This window comes from Bacteroidales bacterium (assembly GCA_013141385.1).
In the GTDB taxonomy this organism is placed as follows: Bacteria; Bacteroidota; Bacteroidia; order Bacteroidales; family Tenuifilaceae; genus UBA8529.
On sequence record JABFRB010000014.1, the window covers coordinates 335969 to 361350 of the forward strand.

General features: G+C 36.5%; 14 protein-coding genes. 6 read left to right on the forward strand and 8 right to left on the reverse strand.

Going from position 1 to position 25382, the window contains the following annotated elements; translation table 11 throughout:
* The first annotated feature begins 12 nt into the window (after window positions 1-12).
* From HOO91_08025 to HOO91_08040, 4 genes are read left to right on the forward strand one after another with little or no spacing between them, the layout of a single operon-like run.
* Complete coding sequence (locus HOO91_08025) at window positions 13-3078, forward strand: High-affnity carbon uptake protein Hat/HatR (protein NOU17490.1); 3066 nt, start codon at window positions 13-15, stop codon at window positions 3076-3078.
* Window positions 3078-4100, forward strand: a complete 1023-nt coding sequence (locus HOO91_08030) for a PorT family protein (protein NOU17491.1) — start codon at window positions 3078-3080, stop codon at window positions 4098-4100. Before HOO91_08025 ends, HOO91_08030 begins: the two co-directional genes overlap by 1 nt.
* A 1-nt stretch (window position 4101) precedes the next feature.
* Complete coding sequence (locus tag HOO91_08035) at window positions 4102-5241, forward strand: hypothetical protein (protein NOU17492.1); 1140 nt, start codon at window positions 4102-4104, stop codon at window positions 5239-5241.
* Between the two features lie 11 nt (window positions 5242-5252).
* Window positions 5253-13880 (forward strand): T9SS type A sorting domain-containing protein, encoded by an 8628-nt coding sequence (locus tag HOO91_08040; protein NOU17493.1) that lies wholly within the window; start codon window positions 5253-5255, stop codon window positions 13878-13880.
* A gap of 52 nt (window positions 13881-13932) precedes the next feature.
* Here HOO91_08040 and folE read toward each other — a convergent pair whose 3' ends face one another.
* Both folE and HOO91_08050 read right to left on the reverse strand, forming a co-directional pair.
* Window positions 13933-14571: a GTP cyclohydrolase I FolE gene (gene folE, locus HOO91_08045; GenBank protein ID NOU17494.1), complete on the reverse strand. Its 639-nt coding sequence runs from the start codon at window positions 14569-14571 to the stop codon at window positions 13933-13935.
* Window positions 14572-14692: 121 nt separating this feature from the next.
* Window positions 14693-15106, reverse strand: a complete 414-nt coding sequence (locus tag HOO91_08050; GenBank protein NOU17495.1) for a 6-carboxytetrahydropterin synthase — start codon at window positions 15104-15106, stop codon at window positions 14693-14695.
* Window positions 15107-15222: 116 nt separating this feature from the next.
* Here HOO91_08050 and mqnB point away from each other — a divergent pair, with 116 nt between their 5' ends.
* A complete protein-coding gene (gene mqnB, locus HOO91_08055) occupies window positions 15223-15900 on the forward strand; it encodes a futalosine hydrolase (protein ID NOU17496.1) in 678 nt (225 codons plus the stop codon).
* 25 nt (window positions 15901-15925) lie between these two features.
* Window positions 15926-16759 (forward strand): 1,4-dihydroxy-6-naphthoate synthase, encoded by an 834-nt coding sequence (locus HOO91_08060; protein ID NOU17497.1) that lies wholly within the window; start codon window positions 15926-15928, stop codon window positions 16757-16759.
* A gap of 288 nt (window positions 16760-17047) precedes the next feature.
* On the opposite strand, the gene HOO91_08065 is transcribed toward HOO91_08060, so the two are convergent.
* From HOO91_08065 to HOO91_08090, 6 genes are all read right to left on the reverse strand, one after another.
* Window positions 17048-18127, reverse strand: coding sequence for a hypothetical protein (locus HOO91_08065; protein ID NOU17498.1), 1080 nt, complete (start codon window positions 18125-18127; stop codon window positions 17048-17050).
* Between the two features lie 89 nt (window positions 18128-18216).
* Entirely contained in the window at window positions 18217-18933 is a 717-nt protein-coding gene (locus tag HOO91_08070; protein ID NOU17499.1) for a nucleotidyl transferase AbiEii/AbiGii toxin family protein, read from the reverse strand.
* Window positions 18902-19405 carry a hypothetical protein gene (locus HOO91_08075; protein NOU17500.1) on the reverse strand — a complete coding sequence of 168 codons (504 nt, stop codon included), beginning with the start codon at window positions 19403-19405 and terminating at the stop codon, window positions 18902-18904. The genes HOO91_08070 and HOO91_08075 overlap by 32 nt, the downstream gene beginning before the upstream one ends.
* Before the next feature lie 166 nt (window positions 19406-19571).
* Window positions 19572-20909, reverse strand: coding sequence for an NADP-specific glutamate dehydrogenase (gene gdhA, locus HOO91_08080; GenBank protein NOU17501.1), 1338 nt, complete (start codon window positions 20907-20909; stop codon window positions 19572-19574).
* A gap of 323 nt (window positions 20910-21232) precedes the next feature.
* A complete protein-coding gene (locus HOO91_08085) occupies window positions 21233-24223 on the reverse strand; it encodes a phosphoenolpyruvate synthase (GenBank protein NOU17502.1) in 2991 nt (996 codons plus the stop codon).
* A gap of 131 nt (window positions 24224-24354) precedes the next feature.
* Window positions 24355-25380: a 2-oxoacid:ferredoxin oxidoreductase subunit beta gene (locus tag HOO91_08090; protein NOU17503.1), complete on the reverse strand. Its 1026-nt coding sequence runs from the start codon at window positions 25378-25380 to the stop codon at window positions 24355-24357.
* Window positions 25381-25382: the final 2 nt, after the last annotated feature.

Here is a 25382-nt window from a genome sequence, read left to right on the forward strand (position 1 = left end):
TAATTTACTCTTATGGTTACATTAACCGAACAGGGAGCAGTAACAACTAAACTGATTAATCCATTCCCTGGGTTAAGACCCTTTCATACCAATGAGGCTCACCTATTTTTTGGGAGGGAAGGTCAAAGCGAAGAGGTTCTATCTAATTTATCTCGAAATAAATTTGCTGCTATTCTTGGCGCATCAGGAACAGGAAAATCCTCATTAATATATTGTGGGTTGTTACCAATCCTATATGGTGGTTTCCTTCATAATGGCCGATCAAAGTGGAAAGTGATTATTACTCGTCCAGGTTCAAGCCCTGTGGACAATCTATCACAAGCAATTGCCGAAACCTTTAGCGGTTCCGATGATGAGGAAAAAATCGAAACCGATACCCTAATCAATCGTGCTCTACTTAAACGATCATCATCGGGTATTATTAATGTTATCAACCAGTATGGGGTTAACCCTCAGGAAAACGTACTGCTACTAATTGACCAGTTCGAGGAACTCTTTAGATATCAATATACAAGCCATGATGCCGATGCTGTAAATCAGGTCGATCATTTCATTAATATGATCGTGAATACGGTAAGGCAATCCGAATTACCTATTTACGTGGTAATTACAATGCGTTCGGATTTTATCGGAGAATGTTCACCCTATCAGGATCTTACTCGCTTAATTAACGATGGTCATTACCTTATACCAAGGATGACCCGCGATGATTTTCAGAAAGCAATAACAGGCCCGATTGCTGTGGGTGGTGGAACAATAACGGATCAACTAGTACAACTCCTTCTCAACGAAATGGGGAATAATCCCGATGAACTTCCTATACTCCAGCATGCATTAATGCGTACATGGGATTATTGGACTTATAATAATTTAACTAACAACCCAATAGGACTTAATGAGTATGAAGCAATAGGTAGGCTCGAAAGGGCTCTTTCCAATCATGCCAATGAAGCCTATGATGAACTCAATTTTGAACAAAAACATATCTGCGAAATAATTTTCAAATCACTAACCGAAAAGGGTGCTGACAATAGAGGAATTCGAAGACCCACAAGTGTTACTGAATTGGCTCAAATTGCGGAAACTAACAATCAAGAGGTTATTAAGATAGTTGAGATTTTTCGCAGAAAGGGTAGAACTTTCCTTACTCCTCCCCCAACCATTGAATTGCAATCCGATTCGATGATTGATATCTCCCATGAAAGTTTAATGCGAGTATGGGATAAATTAAAAGCTTGGGTGGAGGATGAATCTACTGCAGTTAAAATGTATAATAGGCTTGCTGAATCAGGTGAGCAGTTCCATCAAGGGAAAACTGGACTTTGGGGCCCTCCCGATTTACAACTTGCAATTAACTGGCGAGAAAAACAAAAACCTAATCTTGCATGGGCTGTTCGATTTAATCCTGCATTTGAAAGAACAATGGTTTACCTCAAAACTAGTGAGGAGGAGTATATTGCCGAGGAGGAGAATAAGATACGTTTACAAAAGCGAGCATTAAGGCGATCAAGAATAGTTGCTTTAGTTTTAGGTTCAGCTGGAATGATATCAATAGGTTTAGGATTACTAGCATTTATTCAAAAGCAAGGAGCTTTAAAATCCGAGGCAAGAGCAAAAGAACAGGAAAAAATAGCCGTAGAAAATGCAAATAAAGCTGAGATTCAGAGAATAAAAGCTGACTCAAGCGCCATATATGCAACATCCCAACAAAAAATTGCTGAACAACAAAAGCAATTGGCTGAACAGGAGAAACAAAACGCTGAAATAAATGCTAATGAGGCACAAAAACAAAAGACTAAAGCTGAAGAGCAAACAATTATTGCACAGGAAAAACAAAAATTAGCAACCGAAAACGAGAAGAAAGCAAAAGAAGAACAAATTAAGGCCGAAATAGCCAGAAAAGAAGCTGATAACCGTAAAATGCTTTCAATTGCCCAATCTATGGCGGTTAAAAGTGAGCAAATGCGCACTGATACATTGCTTAAAGGGTTGCTAGCTTTTCAAGCATTTAGCTTTAATAATGATTACAACGGTGTATCTTATAATCCCGATATTTTTAAATCAGTTTATACCGGATTAAAATTTTTCAAAGGTGTTAATTTTAACATATATCAAGGGCATACCAGTTTTATTAAAACTTTAGTTCAGGATAAAGAACGAATAATTTCAGGTAGTAGCGATGGTCAAGTTATTAGCTGGAATCTCAACGATAAAACCTCAACTGTATTATTATCAAATCAACCTATTGTTAAAAAATTGATTATAAAAGATCAAACCATATTATGTTTAACCAATAGCAGTATTGTTAATTATGATTTAAATAGCAAAATACCAGATATTTATAATCTACAAAATGCAGATGTAAAAGACTTATTTATTACAAAGGGGGGGAAATATCTGTTAGTTTTAAATCAGAGTATCATAATTACAGATGATTATAAAAACCAAGGTGTTGAATTTTATAAAGTAGATTCAAAGATCAATGCTGTGAAGTATGATTTTAGTACAAGTAATCTTTTTGTTGCACTATCGGATGGTAAAATATTTTACTGGAAGAACTTCCAATCAGAGCAAGAGAAACCTATTCTTTTGGCTAATATTCCTGATGGAAACTGGGGTGATATTAGCTTTAATGCTCAGAAAAACATTATTGCTGCTGGAACTGCAAATAACCAAGGAGTGATTTACTTATGGGATTTCACTAATGGTAATCAAATATCACTACTTAGAGGACATACAGCAAAGATTACAGGGATTTGTTTCTCTTCAGATGGATCTCTTATGGCTTCAGCAAGTTATGATAAATCAGTTAGACTCTGGCACATGGACGATTTGAGAACTTTACCAATAGTTTTTGATGATCATGGATCATGGGTAACTTCAGTTATGTTTACAAAAGATGATAAAAATCTGATCAGCGGGGACAAAGACGGTAATATAAGGAGTTTCCCCACTGATGTTAATTCCTTAATTGTCGGTTTTTGTAACTTTCTATCAAGGCAACTAACTCAAAGCGAATGGCAAAACTATGTTGGTACAGATATACCCTATAAACCCACTAAATGCACTAATAGGTAATGAAACGAATTTTACTCATAACTTCTATTCTTTTCCTTGGCATATCGGCCATTAAATCACAAAATACATGTGCCGATCAACTCAAGGTGGCACAGCGAAGATTTGATGATGGACTCCTCGACGATATTCCACAACTTCTATCTAATTGTATGAAAGATGGATTTACCAAAGAGGAAAAAGCAAACGCCTATAAACTTCTTATTCAAACTTATCTTTTTAGTGAACAAACTGAAAAAGCTGATTTGGAAATGCTTAAATTTTTAAAGGAGTTCCCCAACTATTCAATTGCAGTTAATGATCCTAAGGAGTTTATCAACCTTTACAGCACATACCGAACGAAACCAATATTTAAAGTGGAGATCAAAGGAGGTTTTAATTTCTGTATGCCAAAATTTATTGAACCGTTTGGTGTTGGTAATACCTCAAAGAGCCACCCAGCCTACAAATCTAAACTTGGTTATAATGTTGAGGTTAACTTTATAAATAAACTATATAAGGATTTTGAGTATAGCATTGGGGCATCGCTGATACTTTCGAACTTTGATTACTCCAATAAACCATTTGAGTATTCTACTGTAACGGGAACATTTAAGAACAATTATTTAGGACTTCCAATTGCTGTGAGATATAATTATAAATTCAAAACAGTAAATCTATTTACCAAAGTAGGGCTTGAATTTGTGTATTTATTTCAATCGTCAGTAAATTTAACTCGCACAGATATAAACGTAGGAAGATCAGAGCCATATACTGGCATCGAAAATCTTTTATTATCACATAAAAAGTTTGATGTTAGACCATTGTTAGCTATTGGAACAGCATTGAAAGTAAGAAATGCTCAATTTCTGATTACTGCTGGGTTCAAATTTAGCACTAAAACTCAGTTAAATAGGCAGAAGACTTATTTGAATCCATTACTTCAAGAAAAATATTTCTTTGCCGAGGATGAGTTGTTATTAAATCAATCCTTTATATCATTTTCATACATCCGCCCCATTTATAAACCCAAGAAAATTAGGTAATATGAAGAGATCTTATTTCATATTTTTTCTAGCAATAATGCTTATTTCGTGTGAAAAACCAATATCGGAATTTCAATCAAAAAACTTTATTAAGTTTTTTGGAAGTGGCTTTGAAAGCAAGGGTAACGATGTAGTTGAACTATCCGATGGAGGCTATGTAATTACAGGTTATGATAAAGTAAATGCTTCGAATCAACAGATATTTGCAGCTAAGGTTGATAAAAATGGGAATTTGATTTGGAGTAATACTTATGGAAAAAGCGCAGCTAAAGAGGAAGGAAAAATTGTTAAAGAGGTATCCGATGGTTTTTTAATTGCTGGTATTTCCACCCCGACGAGTTCTAGCATTACTCATTCATTTATTATGAAGGTCAACACGTATGGTGATTCGCTTTGGTATAAAGAATTTCGCGATTCTACCTATAGCATTGTGGTTAATGATATTCTTGTGACTAATAGTAATATTTATATTGCTGGTCAATCCTATAAATCGGATGTAAGCAAAACAGATTTTTACAGAGCAAAGTTAGATACTTCAGGAAAATTCATCTACGGAAAATCAAGTTTTCTGGCATCTAACAGCTCTTATAAAAGAATCTTTCAGCAGCAAGACAATAATCTACTTTTAATCGGCACACATGGTGTAAACAACGTAATCTCAATGGTTACGGTAGATCAAAGTACGATGAACGAAACTAGTCCTATTAATACTGTAACTCCCAACGAAACCGCTGCTGATGCTATTCTCAATGGCGATAAATTGTATCTACTTATAAATAATAGCCAATCGGGTTTAAAATTATCAAAGTTAAACTCTGGCTATATTGAGGAATGGCAAACAGAAACAATAAGTTCAGTTGTAGGTAAATCAGTTGCCTATAATGAAGACGGGACTCTAATGATATGTGGTGAAAGCATTGATGATTTAGGCAATCCTTTAATAAACTTTATAAAGGTAAATGCTGATGGTAGTGTTTATTACGGACAACAATTCTATAGAACTTTTTATGGGACGATTGGAAGGGTAATGCAAACAAAAGATAAAGGGTTAATTCTGGTTGGAACAACTAATTCAACCTATGGAACAAATGTGCAGTTGATAAAGACTGATAAGGATTACTTTATGCTTAAAAACAATTAAGAAATAGGGCTATGAAACTCAAAAAACTTTTGATACTTATAGTAATAGTATCATTAAATTGCATCTCACTATTTGCAACTGAAACGCTTACACCTGTTCATATCCAATCAGATAATGCATCTTCAAGTTTAGCAAAAGTTGGTGATAATATTGCACTAACATTTACTTCATCAGGTGCAATTAGCAGTGTAGTGGTTACTATATCTGGACATAACATTACTGGGGGAAATTTAACAAACGTTGGGAATAATTGGACTGCTACATATACAATGGTAGGAGGAGATTCCGAAGGAGCCATTGCTTTTACTATAGATTATACTGAAATGGTAGCACAAGTAACAAGTACAACGGATGGAAGTTCCGTAACATTCGACAAAACATCCCCCGCTGCACCAACCATTTCAGGTATCTCGGCAGGTTATTTCAGCACCAATCAGACCTTTACAGTTAGCGGCGAGGCGGGTGCTACTATTGAGTACTCAACTAATAATGGGGGCTTATGGACTTCATACTCTGGCGCAGTAACTCTATCGGCAGAGGGAACATACAACGTACTTGCTCGTCAAACCGATCAAGCAGGAAATGGTCCAACAGCATCTGCGGTTATCACCCTAACCATAGATAAAACAGCCCCTACTGCCCCAACCATCTCAGGTATTTCAGCGGGTAGCTATAACACCGATCAGATTTTTACGGTCAGCGGCGAGGCTAGTGCTACCATAGAATATTCAACCAATAACGGGGGACTATGGACGGCTTACTCTGGCGCAGTAACCATATCGGCAGAGGGAACGTACAACGTATTGGCACGCCAAACCGATCAGGCAGGAAATGGGCCAACAGCATCTACAGCAATCACCCTAACCATAGATAAAACAGCCCCTGCAGCACCAACCATCTCAGGTATTTCAGCGGGCAGCTATAATACCGATCAGATTTTTACGGTCAGCGGCGAGGCTAGTGCTACTATAGAATACTCAACTAATAATGGGGGCTTATGGACTTCATACTCTGGCGCAGTAACTCTATCGGCAGAGGGAACATACAACGTACTTGCTCGTCAAACCGATCAGGCAGGAAATGGGCCGATAGCATCTGCGATAATCACCCTAACCATAGATAAAACAGCACCTGCAGCACCAACCATCTCAGGTATTTCAGCGGGTAGCTATAATACCGATCAGATTTTTACGGTCAGCGGCGAGGCTAGTGCTACCATAGAATATTCAACCAATAACGGGGGACTATGGACGGCTTACTCTGGCGCAGTAACCATATCGGCAGAGGGAACGTACAACGTATTGGCACGCCAAACCGATCAGGCAGGAAATGGGCCAACAGCATCTACAGCAATCACCCTAACCATAGATAAAACAGCCCCTGCAGCACCAACCATCTCAGGTATTTCAGCGGGCAGCTATAATACCGATCAAATTTTTACGGTCAGCGGCGAGGCTAGTGCTACCATAGAATATTCAACCAATAACGGGGGACTATGGACGGCTTACTCTGGCGCAGTAACCATATCGGCAGAGGGAACATACAACGTATTGGCACGCCAAACCGATCAGGCAGGAAATGGGCCAACAGCATCTGCAATAATCACTCTAACTATAGATAAAACAGCACCAAATGCTCCTTCTGTTACAGGTACTACACCAACCAACGATCAAACCCCAACATGGAGTTGGTCTGCTGGCGGAGGTGGTGGTAACGGGACATTTCGCTATAAACTTGACGATAGTGATCTTACCAGTGGCGCAACTACTACAACATCTTTAAGTTATACACCTGGTACAAATCTCACTGAAGCAAGCCACACTCTTTATGTTCAGGAACGTGATGCAGCTGGAAACTGGTCAACTAGTGGTAGTTTTGTAATTGTAATTGATATTACAACCCAAACTCCAACACTTACGTTACCCGCAAGCAATTCATTTATAAATAAAGATGTAGAAATAAAGTTTACTCTACCAGAAGTCGCCAAAAGTGGAACTGTAAAGATGACTTTCATAAGACCATCCGCTACTGATAGATCTGTTACATTCACATCTGATTTTGAAACATCTGGAGAGCATACCACCATGCTCAATGGTGAAGATCTTGTTAATAATATTCATGTTGCATCGGGGAATGGAAATAATTATTTATACGATACAGGTGTTTATAGCATTAAAATTGAATACCAAGATCTTTTAGGAAACCCTGTTTCCTTTGTAACAAATACAAATATCCAATATGGTTCAACGAAACCTACTCCTAGTTTTCAAGCAATTTCATCTCCAAGAAATACAAGGGTAGGAATAGTGAACTTAGATTTCGATAAGTATGTAAAAGCCGCTCAGGTTACTTGGGACGACTTTACACTTACAAGAAACGGAACAACTAATGTTCCGCTTGATAATAGCCTTCCGTTTACTTTTACTCATGATTATGATTATGGTGGATGGTATTCAAATTCTTTCACATTAGACCTTACAGTCTATAACACATTGACCGATGGTAGCTACGAATTAAAGCTTAAAGCAACGGGTACTGGAATTAAAGATTTTTATGGTAACGATTTAATGTCTGGTGCAAATGTTATTTGGACAATGGATGCAACACCACCAACTTTAACCACAGTTCATATTCAATCCAATAATGCGAATCCTGCATTTGCTAAGCCCGGGAATGAAATTACGGTTAGTTTTACATCATCAGAAACCATTCAAACTCCAACTGCAACAATTAATGGGAATGTGGCATCAATCAGTTTTGTGAGTGGAAATAGTTGGACAGCAAAATATATAATGGTAAATGGTGATACTGAAGGAGATATTACATTTAATATTTCATTTCAGGATTTAGCAGGGAATAATGCCAACGTTACCTCTGTTACCGATGGGAGTTATGTTACTTTCTTGAAATCCGCACCAACATTATCAACAACAACCATAAAATCAAATAATACTAATATCGCTTTAGCAAAATCTGGAGATATTATAACCCTTGATTTCACTTCTGCAAAAGCATTAGCAAATGTTGTAGTTACTATTGCTGGGCATACTGTAATAGCAACAGGTAGTGATGGCGATAAAACATGGACTGCATCTTATATTATGACAGGAACAGATGCAGAGGGAACTATACCATTTACAATTAATTTTACCGACAAACCTGGTAATGCAGGAGTACAGGTTTCTAACGCTTCTACTTCAGTAATATTTGATAGAACACTTCCAACATTAAGTTCTGTTAGTATTTCATCAAATTATGTTAATACTAATAAGGTTGGTGTTGGTGGCATTGTCACATTGACTATTACTGGATCAGAGAATCTTGTAATAAATGCTGGTGATATTAAGTTTGAAGGGAATAATGCTACTATTGCTGGATCGAATAATAGCTGGACAGCAACTTACACTATGCTATCTTCAAATACTGCAGGTATCGTTCCTTTCACTATTAATTTTACTGATCTTGCTGGAAATATTGGTACTCAAGTTATTTCTTCTACAAATGGGTCTAGCGTCACCTTTGATCAAACAAGTCCTGTTTTGTCAAGTGTTAGTATACTATCCAACAATATTGTTACTACACAGGCTAAGGTTGGGAATTTGATTTCTATGTCGTTCACAGCAAGCGAAGCGATTGAGGGTGTTGCCATTAAACTAAACGGGAAAAATATTTCAGTTACCAATCCAAGTGGAAATAATTGGACAGCCAACTATACAATGTTAAGCGGTGATGCTGAAGGAGCATTATACATAACAATTGATTGTAAAGATTTCTCAGGAAATACTGCACAAATTACTAATACATCAATAACCTTTGATAAAACGGCACCAATTCTGACTGAAGTTAAGATATCATCGAATAATATTACACCTGCTTTTGCAAAAGAAGGTGAAATCGTTACTCTAACATTTAAGACCAATGAGGATATTAAAACTCCAGTTGTCGGAACAAATTTAGGTAATGCTTCGGTTACTGGAGGTCCAAGAGACTGGACAGCCACAAGAACTGTTGCTGCATTAGATGCACAAGGATTAATTACTTTTAGTATACCAATTATTGATTTATCCGATAACAGCGGAACAACCGGTACTTCTACCACTAATGGCTCAAGCGTAACTGTTGATTGTTTATCGCCAACAATATCTGCAACTGTTCCTTTTGGTATTTATAAAGTTGGAAGTACAATCCCTGTAACTATCACCTCTGATGATAAAACTTATACTGGACAAACCATTAGTGTTAATAGTAAAGTTCAAACTTTAATTAACAATAACAACAATACTTATACTATTAATTATCAGGTTCAGGAAGGAGATGACCAACTTAGTTCAGTAGCAACTTTACCTGTGAATTTGTTATTAAAGGATTATGCTGGTAATACCAATGTTGCCTTAACATCTGCTACAGTAGTAGGGGGTACTTTAACATTAAACTCAAGTACACCTCAAATATCCTCTTTTACAAGTGATGCAACCGGTGCTGGAATTTTAAAGATAGGCGATCAAATAGTATTTACGTTAACTACAGCAATAGCTGAAACAGGTTTAGCTGTTACGCCATCTACCTATAATAGCAAACCTTTAACATGGACAACTACAAATGGTGGAGGTACATATACGGCAACCTATACTGTTCAGGAAGGGGATGCCGATCAAGTAACCCCATTACAACTTAGTAGTATTACTATAGCTGATGGAGCTGGTAACACAAGTAATCCTTATAGTTATACTAGTATTGGCAAAAGTATTTACGCGACAAGACCTACTTATACAATTTCAGGAACTTCCTCACGCTGTGTAGGAGCAGCTAATTTAGATGTAACCTTTACTTTTACTGGCAAACAACCATTTACATTTACATACAACGATAAAGACGATGGTTCTGGAACGAGTACCACAATCAATAATTTATATGCCAATAGCAAAGTTATAAGTGTTGCAAGTGGTTCCTATATTATCACTAATCTTGTAGATGGATCAACTAATTCTGCTACAACTAACTCATCCGTAAAAGCAATAATCACAGAGAATGCCTTGCCTTCAATTACATTCATTAATTCACTGAATCCTGGCTTAACAATTAATAAACTGGCTAGCGCCTACCGATTAATAGATTTTGTTACCTCACCAACTGGGGGAACTTTTACGGGTGATTGTGTTGGCTCAACTGGTGGATTTGCATACTTTTACCCTTCATTAGCGGGGGTAACGACTACTCCTGTTGTTAAAACTATAACTTATTCTTATACTAATAGTAGTACTGGTTGTTCAAGTACTAACACTTTTAATATTCAAGTAACAGGTACAAAGGCTTTTTTAACAGGTTTAAGTTCGAATAAAAGTTATTGCGTTTCAGCAACTGAAGCGACCCATGTTATTACAGCTACTGGTATGGGTGCTATTACTGCCGAAAGTTTTTCAGTAACTGGTGCTACTAAAGGAGTGGAATGGGACGATTACGCTACTACACCGCATAGTATTATTATTGATCCAAAACTTTTCTCAACTGGGAACCATGATATAACCTATACCTATACTGAAGATGGAACCACTTTGAGTACTACTGAAACCATTACTATTGTTCGTGTAAGTACAACCATTGATTTTGGTCCTCTTTCTGATAAATATTGTAAAAACAGTGAGCCCATTACTCTTGTTGGTGATTTACCAGTAGGTACTGGTCATTTCTCGTGTTCATCAACTGGTTTCTCAACAGTGGCTAATTCAAATTCGGCAACATTTTCACCATCTTCTGCTCCATTGAGCTCCACGATAACAATTTCATACTACTACGAGACTCCTGAGGGTTGCCAATCAACGCCCAAAGAACACACAACAATAGTTAATCCAGTACCAACACCAGATTTCACTATCAAAGACAACTACAATTTTGATGAAACTCCAATTTTCTTAAATCCTCCCGCCAATGGAAGTTACTCGGGTGAAATTATTTCAAGTAATACAATATTCCCTTTATATGCATCCAAAATTGGATTTGATATTCCAATAACCTACACACTAACTGAAAATGGTTGTTCTGGAAGCATAACTCATAACACAAAAGTATATAAAGCAAATGCAGGAATTAAGGTTGGTAGTGCAAATATGGCGGATAGTTATTGCTACAGCAATGAAGCCTTTGACATCTCATGCGACCCTGCAATTGGATATGATTTTGCTTTTACAAGTACTAAGAATGCTTTAACTCAAACCTCAGATCATATTGCTAATTATAGTATTAATAAAGCGGGTGCAGGAACAGATATAATTAAGTACAAATATTACATTGGTACCGGCATAAATAAAACTCCATACGAAATAGTAAAGAGTGTATTTATTGATTCCATTGGAATTGTCTCATTTGACTTGAGTAGCAATTATTGTAAGAATAATGCACCAGTGCAAGTATTAGGAACTCATAGAGTAATGAACGGTGAAAATACTTACTCAATTATTAGAAACAGAGTAAATAGTGTAAATCCTAACTCATTTATATTTAATCCTCTTTATGCTACCTTTACTCCAAGTATAGCCGATACTGGATCTTTCGAAATAACCTATACATTTACTTCAGACAAGGGCTGTATACAATCCATAACAAAGCAGACTTCCGTAAATTCTGTTCCTAAGGTTGAATTTTCTTTGGCTGCTTCTTGTCCTGGTATTAATAAAGATATAACTTTTAAAAATGAAACTGAAGATATACCCGGTTCAACAATAACATGGGACTGGAATTTTGAACCAGACAATGGATCAACACTAAAAGATCCAACATACAAGTATACCTTTGCAGGTTTAAAACCTGTTAAACTAGTCGCAACAACCGAAAAGGATTGCAAAGATGAACTAACTAATTACTTTACTGTAGGTGTAAGCGCAAAAGCCGATTTTAATTGGATTAATGATTGCTTAACTGGCGACTCCGTTAAATTTACAAATGTTTCATCTGGAGGTGAGATCAGCACTGCTACTTGGAAGTATAACAATACACAAATTTCAACCAATGTAGATTCTCTTAAATATTTATTTTCTGGACTAGGAAAGTATAACATGACCCTTGCCATTAGTACAAAAGATGGATGTATTGATTCTGTTAAAAAACAGGTTGTAATACAGCCTTATATCAAATTCCTTGACCTTCCACAGCATATTTACTCCGATAATTTTGAGTCGGGTACTCAGAACTGGAATGCAAAGAGTATTTTAGATGGAGGTAACTCCAGTTGGGTGTTTGGAATCCCAACTGGAACTGTGTTTAAAGCAGATGTTAGTTCAAATGCTTGGTATACAAATATTGGCTTTAGTACTCAGAAAGTTGAAAACTCACAGGTAATCAGCCCATGCTTCGATATGAGAGGCTTAACAAAACCAATGATAAAGATGAACATCTGGTCTGCTCCCGAAGCGGGTCGTGATGGTGCTGTGCTTCAGTACTCAACCGATGGTGGCACTACTTGGAAAACAAATAATAAGGATAATAATGTTGGTCAAGCAAACGAAGGTATAAATTGGTTTGATCCGGGTAATATCAGCAGTAAACCAGCTGGTCAGTCAACGGGCTGGAGTAGCACCGATACTCAAACTGGCTGGAAGAGCGCACGCCATAACCTAGATACGCTAAAGGGTTTATCTAATGTTCGATTCAGAATTGTTTATGCTAACGAAGCGAATAACATTAAACCATTTAACGGTTTTGCTTTCGATGATGTTTGGATCGGTGACAGGCAACAGCTGGTTCTAGACGAGTATTTTACCAATTCAACAGTATCCGCAGATACTTCAATAAACAATTATATCAAACAAATTGAAAAGTTTAAAAAAGAGGATATAATTCCAATTCATTATCATACCGGCAACCCAATAGGGGATGTTCTATTTAACTATTATTCTGCAGGCCCTTCATCAAGGTTATTCTACTATGGAGTTAGTCAAGTTCCCTATATATTTACCAACGGTATAACTTCATCGGAATTAGTCGATGCTTCAAGTAAATTGAAATACGAAAAATCAATCGATGTTGAAACTCTCAAAGATCCAATGATTTCTATTGGACTTAATGTAACTTCGAGTAATGTAAGCCTAGAATTAAAAGCCTTAAAGGATTTAACTGGAGATAATCTTGTTTTATACTGTGCAATTGTCAAGGATAGCATTTTGGATGGTAATGTATACTACTATAATGTGCTCCGCAAATTTATTCCAAATCCGGGAGGTATTTTAATATCAACAAGTGATTGGGTAAGTGGACAAACCATAAGCCAATCGATACCAGTAAATATTGATAATTCATCTTCTGAATTTATTAATGCAAGGGTAGTTGTGTTTGTTCAGAATAGCACTACTTTACAGGTTTATCAGGCTGCGTCATTCAAATTATCTGCCCTTACGGGTGATCATCCAATTGATATTAGCAATTTGGTTGATATTTACCCCAACCCGGTCAATGATTACCTAATTATTGAGAGTGAAACCAGTATCGATAGGTTAATGATCTTTGATATTGCTGGTAGGGTGGTAGGCAACTATACCCCAGCACAAACAAGATATAGCGTACCCGTCCAGAATATGGAAAGCGGTATTTATATCATAAAGGGTAATATCAAGAAGGGTCAGTTTATAAGGAAGTTTGTAAAGCAATAATAACTGAAAAGCCCCTTTCGGGGCTTTTTTATTGTCAAACAAAAGTTAAAACCTAATGTAATTTCATTCCAATTAAATGAATAAACTCCTCACGGGTTTTAATATCGGAAAGGAATATACCCGTAAATGCAGAGGTAGTTGTTACTGAATTTTGTTTTTGAACGCCTCTCATCTGCATGCACATGTGTGCTGCCTCAATAACCACTGCAACACCAATTGGGTTTAATGTATCCTGAATACAATCCCTTATCTGCATTGTAAGCCTTTCCTGAACCTGCAATCTTTGTGAAAACGCCTCAACAACACGAGCAATTTTACTTAAACCAGTGATGTACCCATTGGGTATATAGGCAACATGAGCTTTTCCATAAAATGGAATCATGTGATGCTCGCACATAGAGTAAAGATCAATGTCCTTAACAAGAACCATTTGAGGGTAATCCTCCTTAAATTTTGTTTTTTTAAGCATTTCATGAGGATCCGCATGATAACCTTGAGTAAGATATTGCAAGGATTTGGCAACGCGCAATGGCGTTTTTTGTAATCCTTCACGAGAAGGATCTTCTCCTAAGAGTTCAAGTATAGATTTATGGTGTTCTGCTAATTTTTTAGTGGTCTCTGGATTCCACTTCTCTATTTTGGAGTAACCATTATTTTCGAATTCATTCTCCTCGTCATCAAAAATTTCCATATAGATTCACTAATTTAATTTGAGTTACAAAGTAAGTGGATTTTTTGCTTTATAGTTTGAATAGCAATATTAATTAAACTTAAAGACTCTTAAAAATCAATATTATTTTGGATGTAAATAACTATTCACCAAAATATTCAACATAATTATTTTCTGTTTCCTGAATTTTTATACAGTGCAATTTTACGCCTAAATTTTCAATGGGTTGCATTAATACATCCCAAAATGCAACAGCGAGATTTTCAGTTGATGCAATTTTACCCCGCATAAAATCAACGTCAAGATTTATGTTTTTATGATCGATTTTATCAATTATTAGTTCTCTAATCAACTTGCTAACATTAGTTAGATTAGTCACATAACCAATCTTTTTATCAATATCACCCTTAACAGTTACAAAAAGTTCGAAATTGTGTCCATGCCAGTTTGGATGCGAACACTTACCATAAATTCTGTAATTTTCCTCATCGGATAGTTCTTCTCGAAACAGCCTATGTGCAGCATTAAATCTTTCCCTTCGGGTGATATAAGAAATTGGCATAGCTAATGATTTGATAGGCTATAAAGTTAAAAAACTATATCTTTCGGAATGAAATTATAGCCCTAATTAATTTTAATTACTTTGAAAGACCATATTAAAAAAGGTTTAAAATGAACATACTTATTGTTTCAGCTACAGCAAAAGAGAATGGTTTAGCGACGGGGCTTGATGTAAAAAAAGGTATTCCTATAAGAGTAAAAGAGCCATTTAATCATGATGTTGATGTTTTGGTCACGGGTGTTGGTGCTGTTCCAACAACTTTTTTTTTAACAAAAGTGGTGGAAAATTATCAACTTGTTATAAATATAGGAATTGCAGGTTCATACAATCCCATTTATTCCATAGGTTCTGTTGTTTGTATTAATGAGGATACTTTTGGTGATTATGGAATTGACGACAGGGGCGTTTTCAAGTCGTTATGTGATGTGAATATTAATGCAAAAGATGAGTTTCCATTTTTGGGTGATACGTTAAATAATCCATGGCTAAAAAACGCTTTGTTTGAAATCAAATTACCATTGGTAAAAGGAGTTACTCTTTCAACTGCTAGCGGCTCAGAGGAGATAATTCGTAAAATTAAAGAGCGGTGGAATGCAGATGTTGAAACAATGGAAAGTGCTTCCGTGTTTTACGTATGTAGACTAATGGATATTAAGTTTGTATGCTTAAGATCTATCTCAAACATGGTAGAACCAAGGGATAGGTCGAAATGGGATTTTAAAAATTCTATTAATAATCTAACACACGAAGTGAGACGTTTAATAAACAGCATTACCTCAGATTGTTAACTATTTGATATAGAAAGATAAAAACATGAAGTTAAAACTTTGCTTCTCAACTTGTCCAAACGATACATTCATGTTCGATGCGTTGGTAAATGGTCGGATCGCCAACAATGATTTCACCTTTGATATTCATCTTGCGGATATCGATGAACTAAATCGGTTAGCGTTTGATGGGGTTGCCGATATAACTAAAATAAGTTTTAATGCATTTGCGAAAGTATGCGATAAATATCAACTACTAAACTCTGGTAGTGCATTGGGTAACGGTGTGGGTCCTTTAGTAATTAGCCGTAGGCTCATTTACCCCGATGAAATAAAACATGCTAAAATTGCAATTCCTGGTCTTGAAACAACTGCAAATATGCTATTTACAATTGCTTTCCCCGAAGCAAAAAACAAGAAAGTTTATCTTTTTTCAGATATTGAAGAGGCTATCTTATCAAATGAGGTTGATGCAGGTGTGATAATCCATGAAAATAGATTTACCTATGAGAAAAAGGGACTTAAGAAAATAATAGATCTTGGAGAGTACTGGGAAGAGCAAACAAAATTACCAATCCCTTTAGGTGGAATTGCAGTTAAAAGAAGTTTACCTAATAACATCAAAATCAAAATAAATCAACTACTCAGAAAAAGTATTGAACATGCTTTCTCCTACCCAAAAGAATCCTATCCGTATGTTAGAAAATATGCTCAAGCTATGGAAGAGGAAGTGATGTACAAACATATTCAACTTTATGTAAATGATTATTCAATTGATTTAGGAACTAAAGGTAAAGATGCGATCATAGAACTATTCAAACGCTCAAGCGAACTTAATCTGATTCCCAAATTGGATTATGATATCTTCACTATTAAATAATTTGTAACTACTCAGGAATATACGTTGGCAAGTACTTTCTTTGAAAACTAACAAGGTTCTGAGGTCTTTTAAGATTCTCGCAAAGTCGCAAGGCTCGCTAGGGAGAAAAAACTAAAAGTTTTTTCCCTTTGCGCACAAGTATTATGTTCAAATTGGTGCGATTTAATCATAATATTTCAATTGAGTTTAACTTTGTTCCTCATCTATCTTATATTCTTTGCGGCTTAGCGACTTTGCGTGAGATATTTTTTTATTGCTGAATAGCTACAATAATTTAAATTTATTTTTTTACTCCTTCCCAGAATATGAACGCTTAAAAATGGCATCCCATGCCCCAAGCGCAGGTTTTGGATTAAAATCCTTATCCACCAGACCCATATATGAAAACAAGGTAATATTCGAAGGCACATTAGGTGGTAATGCTGAAACATCAATATCTGTAAATGTTAGCTGAAACACAGCAATGGCATTCACCTGATCAAGTAATTGAGCGTGCCGATAAATATAATCACGCTGTTTTTCTGGTGTACCAGTAAAATTATTTACCGTTGCCGAAGACCAACCCCCTTCGGAAATAAAAACTGGCAATGATTTCCCGATCACCAATTTGGAATAATAATCCAAAGGAATATCCTGCGGTTTATCAAATCCGAAATACGGGTATGATGACATGCCTAACTCTTCAATAAAGGGGAAATCAGTAAAATCTTGAGCAATTGAATTGAAAGTGCCATTACCCAACTTTCCCCATGCAAAATCCACTTGAATACTCACGCTCAACTTTACATGAGTATCATAAGCACGTATTTCGATTGAGGCATCGTTAGCTGCCTTTTTTACTCCTTGGTATATTGAATCGGGTGAAGCCCCACGAATAAGATTGGTTTCCAATGCAAGTCCCATATGCTCTGGGCGCAAAACACTATCCATAACAAAAGCGAAACGCCTGTATAAACGCTGTACATCGGGCTGAGTAATGCTCTTATGGCGAGCCACTAGTTCAAGCGCATCCGATCCACGATTTAGTCCATTAGCAGGATCGATATAGACCCACAACTTGAAATTTTTGGTGCGATAATAATCCACCAATCCTTTATAATTATTAATTACATAGGTCACTGGCGACATTCCATTATACAAGGAATCCCAAGGGACTTCGGTTGTAATCATTGCAGCATCGGCTCGCTGCTCCCATAAATGCAACGATTGAATTACCAAATCAAACTCAATTCGAGGTGCTGAACTCTGAAAACCCATTCTGTAGGTGCGGGTGTTTAGGTTTTTTTCTGACTCCTTACTACATGAAAAAAGTAATACACTGCAAATCAGGAAGAAAAACCATAAACGTTTTATTTCAATTGGTTTCATAACTTTTTGCTTAAAAAATTGTGTAAATACCTGATTTATAAATATTTAAATCTTCTTATCACGTGACATATCTTTAGGTTTTCTTTCCATTATTCAATTCCTGCAATATTCATTATTAAGTTCTCAATAAAACCTGTTCTATCAGAATCTGAATCAAAAGGCAAAGCGCTTTCAACACCCTCAGTTAACCCTTCATTTCTCAATAGATCTTGGCATTCTTTCTTTAAATATGCTTTTACGATTTGATTAGCATTTTTGATACTGTTTAATACCTCAAGGCAATTATCCAGTATGTAAATAATATCCTCAAAATCGTGACTTTGTCTTAAGTCATTTCCACCTCTACCTCTATGTGCAGCGAATTTCGAGGCTAAGTAGTACTCTGGAGTAAATACAAATATTTCGATACCATTAGGTAGTGCTTTTAATACTCTATTCTCAATTCCCTCATGATACCATTGATTGCTAAATCCAAGTACAGTTGAATCGGCTGGCATTACATCAACTTTAATACCCTTATAAATCTTTCGGCAAATTGGTGCTCCTATTGAAGTATCGTGTGCAAAACCTTTTGCTCTTAATTTTTCTTCCAATCTTGAATGTTCAATTCTTGAGTTTAATTCAATTACACAGTCTACATCGAGTGTTGGTCTAATATCTGAGGCAGCAGGATCATTTGCATATAGTTCAGCCACAGCACCCCCAACAAATACTATATTATCTTTTAGTTCTCCTAAACCATTGGCTACTGTTTGTAGCATCATAATATTGGTACTAAGCATGTTGCAACCGTTTTTCAAGTTCATCTATAGCTATCTTTATCTCTCTTGTGCGCCCAACTCGTATGGTGTCTATAATTACAAGGAGTTCATAGAATATATTATCGTTTTGAACGGTTGCTGGTAAAGTTTTATAAAGAGGTTCTATCGCCTGTCCTCGTTGTTCACCTTTAGCGTAAGGCCATACATAAACATCATTCCCCGATGAGATCTGCTCGTTAATTGGATATGCGGAATGTGCTGTTGGAATTCCTCTCACAACAGCACCTGGTTCGGCAGGAAAAACATACTTTAATCCGTAAATCAAAAACTCCTTAAACGAGTTAATGTGTACCTTTCTTTTTTTAGCATCAATTAATCCTGCTATTTTACATCTATTTAATACTTCTGTCACTTCAGATGCGCTTATTTGCAATGAATATGCTATGTCTGAATTCCTCCAGTCATCATGCTTCAAGGCTATTATCTTTAATAGCACTGCTATGTCTTGGGGACGCATCCCATTGTGTTTTTTCATTCTTACTTCATTTTTCAATTCGCGATTCGCGAATCGCGAATTAACAATTCAAAAATAAGGAAAATATTTTCTCAAAAAAATATTTGGTTTGATAAAAAACAAAAAAGGCATCTCTCGATGCCTTTTATATTATATAAGGAAAGTGTGATTATACTAAACCTTGGTCTAACATAGCGTTGGCAACCTTTAGGAAACCAGCAACGTTAGCACCTTTTACATAGTCAATATAACCATTCTTGTCTTTTCCATACTTAACGCATGATTCATGAATGCTCTTCATGATTTGATGTAGACGAGCATCAACCTCTTCGCTCATCCAACTCAGTTTCATGCTGTTTTGTGACATTTCAAGACCAGAAGTAGCAACACCGCCAGCATTTGCAGCCTTACCCGGAGCAAATAAAATCTTGTTGTGGTGGAATACTTCAACAGCCTCAGGAGTACAAGGCATGTTTGCACCTTCAGTAACACAAACAACACCATTTTTAACTAAAACTTCAGCATCAGCTTTACCTAACTCGTTTTGAGTAGCACAAGGCATAGCTACATCTACTTTTACTTCCCATGGACGTTTGCCAGCGAAGAATTTTGAACCAGCAAATTTCTTTGCATAAGGCTCAACGATATCTTGGTTAGATCCGCGAAGATCAAGTAAGAAAGCAATTTTATCACCGCTGATTCCATCTTCATCAAGGATATAACCATCTGGCCCAGAAATGGTAACAACTTTACCGCCTAATTCTGTTACTTTAATAGCAGCACCCCAAGCTACGTTACCGAAACCTGAAATAGCAACCCTTTTACCTTTAAAACTAGAACCTTTGGTAGCAAGCATTTCTTGTGCGAAATAGGTAGCACCAAAACCAGTAGCTTCTGGGCGAATTAATGAACCACCCCAGTTGATACCTTTTCCAGTTAAAACACCAGTATTTTCTTTTTTTAGTTTTCTGTACATACCATATAGGAAACCAATCTCACGACCACCAACTCCGATATCACCAGCAGGTACGTCAGTCTCAGGACCAATGTGAGCAGCTAGTTCTAACATGAATGATTGACAGAAACGCATAACTTCAGCGTCTGAACGTCCTTTAGGATTGAAATCGCTACCACCTTTACCACCACCCATAGGAAGTGTGGTTAAAGAGTTTTTGAAAATTTGCTCAAAACCTAAGAATTTCAAGATTGAAAGGTTAACGCTTGGGTGAAAACGGAGACCACCTTTGTAAGGTCCAATAGCGTTATTAAACTGAACGCGGTAAGCAAGGTTCACATGAATATTTCCTTCATCATCCATCCAAGGTACCTTGAATGTAAAGATTCTGTCTGGCTCAACAATTCTTTCAATGATCTTTGCTGATTCAAACTGAGGGTTTTGATTGTAAACTTCCTCAATTGACTCTAATACTTCACGTACTGCTTGTAGATATTCCACTTCACCAGGGTGTTTTTTCTCAAGCTCAGTCATTAATTTGTTAACATTCATTGCTTTAGTTTTAGTAGTAAATTATAGAAATTCAGTTTGTTATAATAAATGATGTTTTTCTTTAAAATCGGAAGCAAATTTTGCCCTTTTAATTTGAATTTCAAAGTAAAAATGTCATATCAAAACATGATAAAAAACATTTTTAGTGGGATTTGCCATTATTATAAAACTTTTTTCAGCCTTGACCCTTTTTCAAGACAGGGTTGAATGGTAATCCTTACTGAACTTCACGGAATTAAATCGTTCCTTTTGGTTGGCTATCTAAAATTCATTATGTTATATAGAGTTTACAAAAAAACTCAATCCAAATTAATCTTTTGTAATCAAACTTCACCCACTTTTTCAGGTTTAAAAATCACCCCTTTATTACTCTTGCCATCAATTTGAATGGTAAGTTGCTTATCGAACTTAATACATCTTAAATGTTCTGTCTCAAAAAAAGATTTCTGAGAATCAAGAAATGCCACATCATACTTCCCATCATTAATATAGGGATTTATGGTAAGGTATCCAACCCTAAACGACGTTAGATTTTGAAAAAAGTGAGTCCCTTGGCTTGGATCTACTTTAAAATTATCTAGTCCAGATTCAACAATTACCCTTGCTTCGGATATTTGAGACCATTTTATTGGTATTCCTAGCCAAGGATCACTACTGCCCCATCGACCTGGCCCAACTAAAACATAATTTCGCTTTAAGTCGATATATTTTTGGTTTATTGTTTCTACTTCGCGAGCAATCTCCTTAGTATGGGATGGGTTAAAACTCTCGGGCTTAACATATACAAAATCAGAAATATTATTAATAACCCCATGCCCAAGCGCTGAACGAGAGAATAGCAAAGCTTGCTCACAATCAATATCGCTCCAAAGAAATTCCTCGGTTTGCTCATTCTCCACAATAGGGCGGATTTGAAGGAAATTAAAAATCTTTGGCCAACCCGATGGAGTATCTAGATTTACTGCAAACTCTATTTCAATTGGGTTATTCATCTCCTTCTGTCCAATTTCCAGTAAAGTTTGTATGATTTCTGCAAGAGGAAAGGTTGTGTGTTTAAGAATACTTGAAAAGGAAACCAGTTTAGTACCACCCTCATAGAAACCATCACGAAGAGTTTGGTTATGATAATCATACGTTGATACTACATGCCGAAAATCTGGATAGTCAATTGCCTCCTTGATATCAAATTTAAGGATATTAACACCATCGTCTACCGAGGGTATAAACGACTCAGGTCGCATATCTAGGGCATAAAACTGTTTCTGTGTCTGCCTTAGAGCCATCTCAGGGGATGAGAGTTGCAATATTTTTTTTGGGTATTTAGGGGAAAAGCGAATAGCCGCTCCTCCATCGACAATAAGCTTTCCAAGACCATATCCAACGGTTGCAATCCCATCTTTTGCCGTTTCGGAGCCGATTGGATAGAAATTAATTGATCGTGCAACGCCAGAGAACGTTGGAAAGAAGATATCTCCACGTCTATTGCCACAAACCTCCTGTATTACAATTCCCATTTTTTCCTCATCAATTACATTCGAAGTGGCAGCCATGTATGCTTTACTACTCCTAAAATAAACTGATGCATAAACGCTTTTTATTGCTTGACAAATCATCCCATGCATTGTATCTACATCCTCAACCAAAGGAACCATATATGTTGAGTAAATTCCAGCAAATGGTTGATAATGTGAATCTTCGAGTTTACTCGACGAACGAATTGCAAGTGAATTCTTCATTGAACTTGCAATTGTTTTTAGATCAACTTTGAGGCGTTCGGGAAGGTTAGCCTCCAAAAATCGGTTAAGAATATCTTTATCGAGGAGATCTGAAAGTGCAACTTTATAAAGTTTATTATCCTCCATGAATTCATCAAAGAATTCAGTGCTGATAACAACTGTTCGTGGAATGCTAATTATTACGTTTTCGAACTTCTCAAACAACTTATTATCCTTAATAATTGAATTGATAAAAGCGAGGCCCCTTGCTTTACCTCCAATTGACTCTTCACCTATTCTTGAAAAGAATGAGTATTCATCAAAACTATTTCTATCAAATTTTGCAATAATACCTCTCCCTTTGCTTAACCTGTAAGAAGAAATTGATTGATATATGAACTTTCGTAGTTCAGAAACTGACTTAAAATCATTTACAGTTAACGGCTTAAATAGCTGAGCTATTGAGAATAGTGCTCTAGCATTTAACCATTTCGAAATATGATTTTGGCTTGTATGATATTGGAAAGAATCATCAGGTACGTTAAGGATTTGTTGCTGCAGGTGCTGAAGATCAGTTGCTCTACATATCTCCTTCAAGGTTTTGGGATCGCGGAATATGAAATCACCAAATCCAAATTGGCTTATAATGTAATCTCTAAGTTCAATGTTCAGTGTCTTGGAATTTTTGTAAATAAACCCCACTCCCATCTCATCGGCATAAAATTTATTGGAGATATCTGATGATTGCAGGATAAAGGGCATATATGGGTCTTCTTCCTTTACTTGTTTACAGAGTAGTAATCCTGCCATTGACTCTGTGTCTCGCTTATTATCAATCTTATAATTAATATCGGAAATAATGCCAAGTATATTTGCTTTATATTTATCGTAAAAACTCTTTGCCTCTTCAAAATTTGTTGCAAGTAGGATTTTGGGTCTTCCTCTTAACCGTAACATTCTTTGATGCTCATTCAGCGCCTCCTTCATGAAACTCCGGGATTGCCTAAAAATGATTTTATAGATATTCGGCAGAAAAACCGAGTAATATCTTACAGAATCCTCAACAAGGATTATTGCTTGAACGCCTATATGTTGGAGGTCATACTCTGCATTCATTTTATCCTCAATTAACTTAATTATTGCTAAAAGGATATCCGCATTACCTAGCCAACAGAATACATAGTCAACAGCACTTAGATCCTCTTTCTGTAACCTTAATGAAACGTCTTTTGAGTAAGGAGTGAGAACAACAATTGGGATTTCTGGATACCTTGACTTAAGTAACCCCGCAAGGTTAAAAGCATCCATGTCGCTGATGTTGAGCATGGAAATGATAAGATCTATCTTTTCCTCCTGTAATATAGTAAGAACCTCTCGGGATGAATGAGCCTGAATGAATGTTGGTGGGTATCTTAAACTAAGCGAAACGTATTCGTTAAAGATTTGCTCATCAATACGACCATCCTCCTCAAGCATAAACGCATCATAACTGCTACAAATAAGCAATATTTTATGAATACGCTTTTGCATCAACTTATCGAACGAAGTATCGCTAAAATCTAGTCCAAGAGTATTGAGATAGGGTTGTGAATAAGGCATCTGGAGAAAATTTGAAGCGTCAAAGATAACTGTTTTTAACGGTTGAATCAATAATGAATTCAGTAAAGGTGGTAATACAAAAAGGAGGCGTGAACAAATCACGCCTCCTTAATTATATATCAAATGTTAGATTATACATCCCAGGTATCACCACTGTTAAGTAAATCATCAACATTTTTGATCTTTGCAGTTTTCATTACTTCAAGAACTTGATCACGAACGTTATCGTCGTAGGTTGTTTCTTTTACGTTTCTAATAACGCCCAGAGCAACAGGATATTCAGGATATGCCATATTTGCAAGCATCATATGAACGCCTGGATTTGCCTCATAAGCATCGTGTGTAAGAATATCATCGATTGAGAAACCACCTTGGCCAATTGTAACAACCTTTAGGCTAAGTCCGCTCAGAATAAGACCCTTATCACGATTTTTACCAAATACCATCTTTTCACCGTGGCGAATTGAAATAATCCTATCCTCACGATTTTCCTTATCGGTAATAACACCGTGAGTTTTGTCGTTATAAATAACACAGTTCTGCAAAATCTCAACAACCGAAGTACCATCATGCTTAGCAGCCTCAACCATAATCTCAGAAGTCAACTTAACATCAATATCCAAAGAGCGGGCAAAGAACTTACCTTGAGCACCAATTACAAGTTCTCCTGGACGGAAAGGGTGTTCAACGGTTCCGAATGGAGAGGTCTTGGTAATAGAGCCTAATTTAGAAGTAGGTGAGTATTGACCCTTGGTTAAGCCATAAATCTCGTTATTGAAAAGGAGAATGTTGATATCGATATTACGACGTACTGCATGGATAAAGTGGTTACCGCCGATTGCAAGAGCATCACCATCACCTGTGATTTGCCATACGCTAAGCGTGGGATTAGCACATTTGATGCCCGTAGCAATTGCTGAAGCACGTCCATGTATACCATGAAATCCAAAGGTCTTCATATAATAAGGAAAACGGCTTGAACAACCTATTCCTGATACAAAAACATAGCGTTCTATATCATAGTTAAGAACATGGGAAACCTCTGGAAGAGCTTTTTGAACAGCGTTCAGAACAAAGTGATCGCCGCATCCTGGGCACCATCTGACTTCTTGATCGCTCTTAAAATCTTGGGGAGTATATTTAAAATTTTCTGCCATGA

What these genes read in the sequence shown, in the direction of transcription:
- HOO91_08025 (NOU17490.1), top strand. Translation starts at nt 13, where the DNA reads ATGGTTACATTAACCGAACAGGGAGCAGTAACAACTAAACTGATTAAT.
- HOO91_08030 (NOU17491.1), top strand. Translation starts at nt 3,078, where the DNA reads ATGAAACGAATTTTACTCATAACTTCTATTCTTTTCCTTGGCATATCG.
- HOO91_08035 (NOU17492.1), top strand. Translation starts at nt 4,102, where the DNA reads ATGAAGAGATCTTATTTCATATTTTTTCTAGCAATAATGCTTATTTCG.
- HOO91_08040 (NOU17493.1), top strand. Translation starts at nt 5,253, where the DNA reads ATGAAACTCAAAAAACTTTTGATACTTATAGTAATAGTATCATTAAAT.
- folE (NOU17494.1), bottom strand. Translation starts at nt 14,571, where the DNA reads ATGGAAATTTTTGATGACGAGGAGAATGAATTCGAAAATAATGGTTAC.
- mqnB (NOU17496.1), top strand. Translation starts at nt 15,223, where the DNA reads ATGAACATACTTATTGTTTCAGCTACAGCAAAAGAGAATGGTTTAGCG.
- HOO91_08060 (NOU17497.1), top strand. Translation starts at nt 15,926, where the DNA reads ATGAAGTTAAAACTTTGCTTCTCAACTTGTCCAAACGATACATTCATG.
- HOO91_08065 (NOU17498.1), bottom strand. Translation starts at nt 18,127, where the DNA reads ATGAAACCAATTGAAATAAAACGTTTATGGTTTTTCTTCCTGATTTGC.
- HOO91_08070 (NOU17499.1), bottom strand. Translation starts at nt 18,933, where the DNA reads ATGAACTTGAAAAACGGTTGCAACATGCTTAGTACCAATATTATGATG.
- HOO91_08075 (NOU17500.1), bottom strand. Translation starts at nt 19,405, where the DNA reads ATGCGTCCCCAAGACATAGCAGTGCTATTAAAGATAATAGCCTTGAAG.
- gdhA (NOU17501.1), bottom strand. Translation starts at nt 20,909, where the DNA reads ATGAATGTTAACAAATTAATGACTGAGCTTGAGAAAAAACACCCTGGT.
- HOO91_08085 (NOU17502.1), bottom strand. Translation starts at nt 24,223, where the DNA reads ATGCCTTATTCACAACCCTATCTCAATACTCTTGGACTAGATTTTAGC.
- HOO91_08090 (NOU17503.1), bottom strand. Translation starts at nt 25,380, where the DNA reads ATGGCAGAAAATTTTAAATATACTCCCCAAGATTTTAAGAGCGATCAA.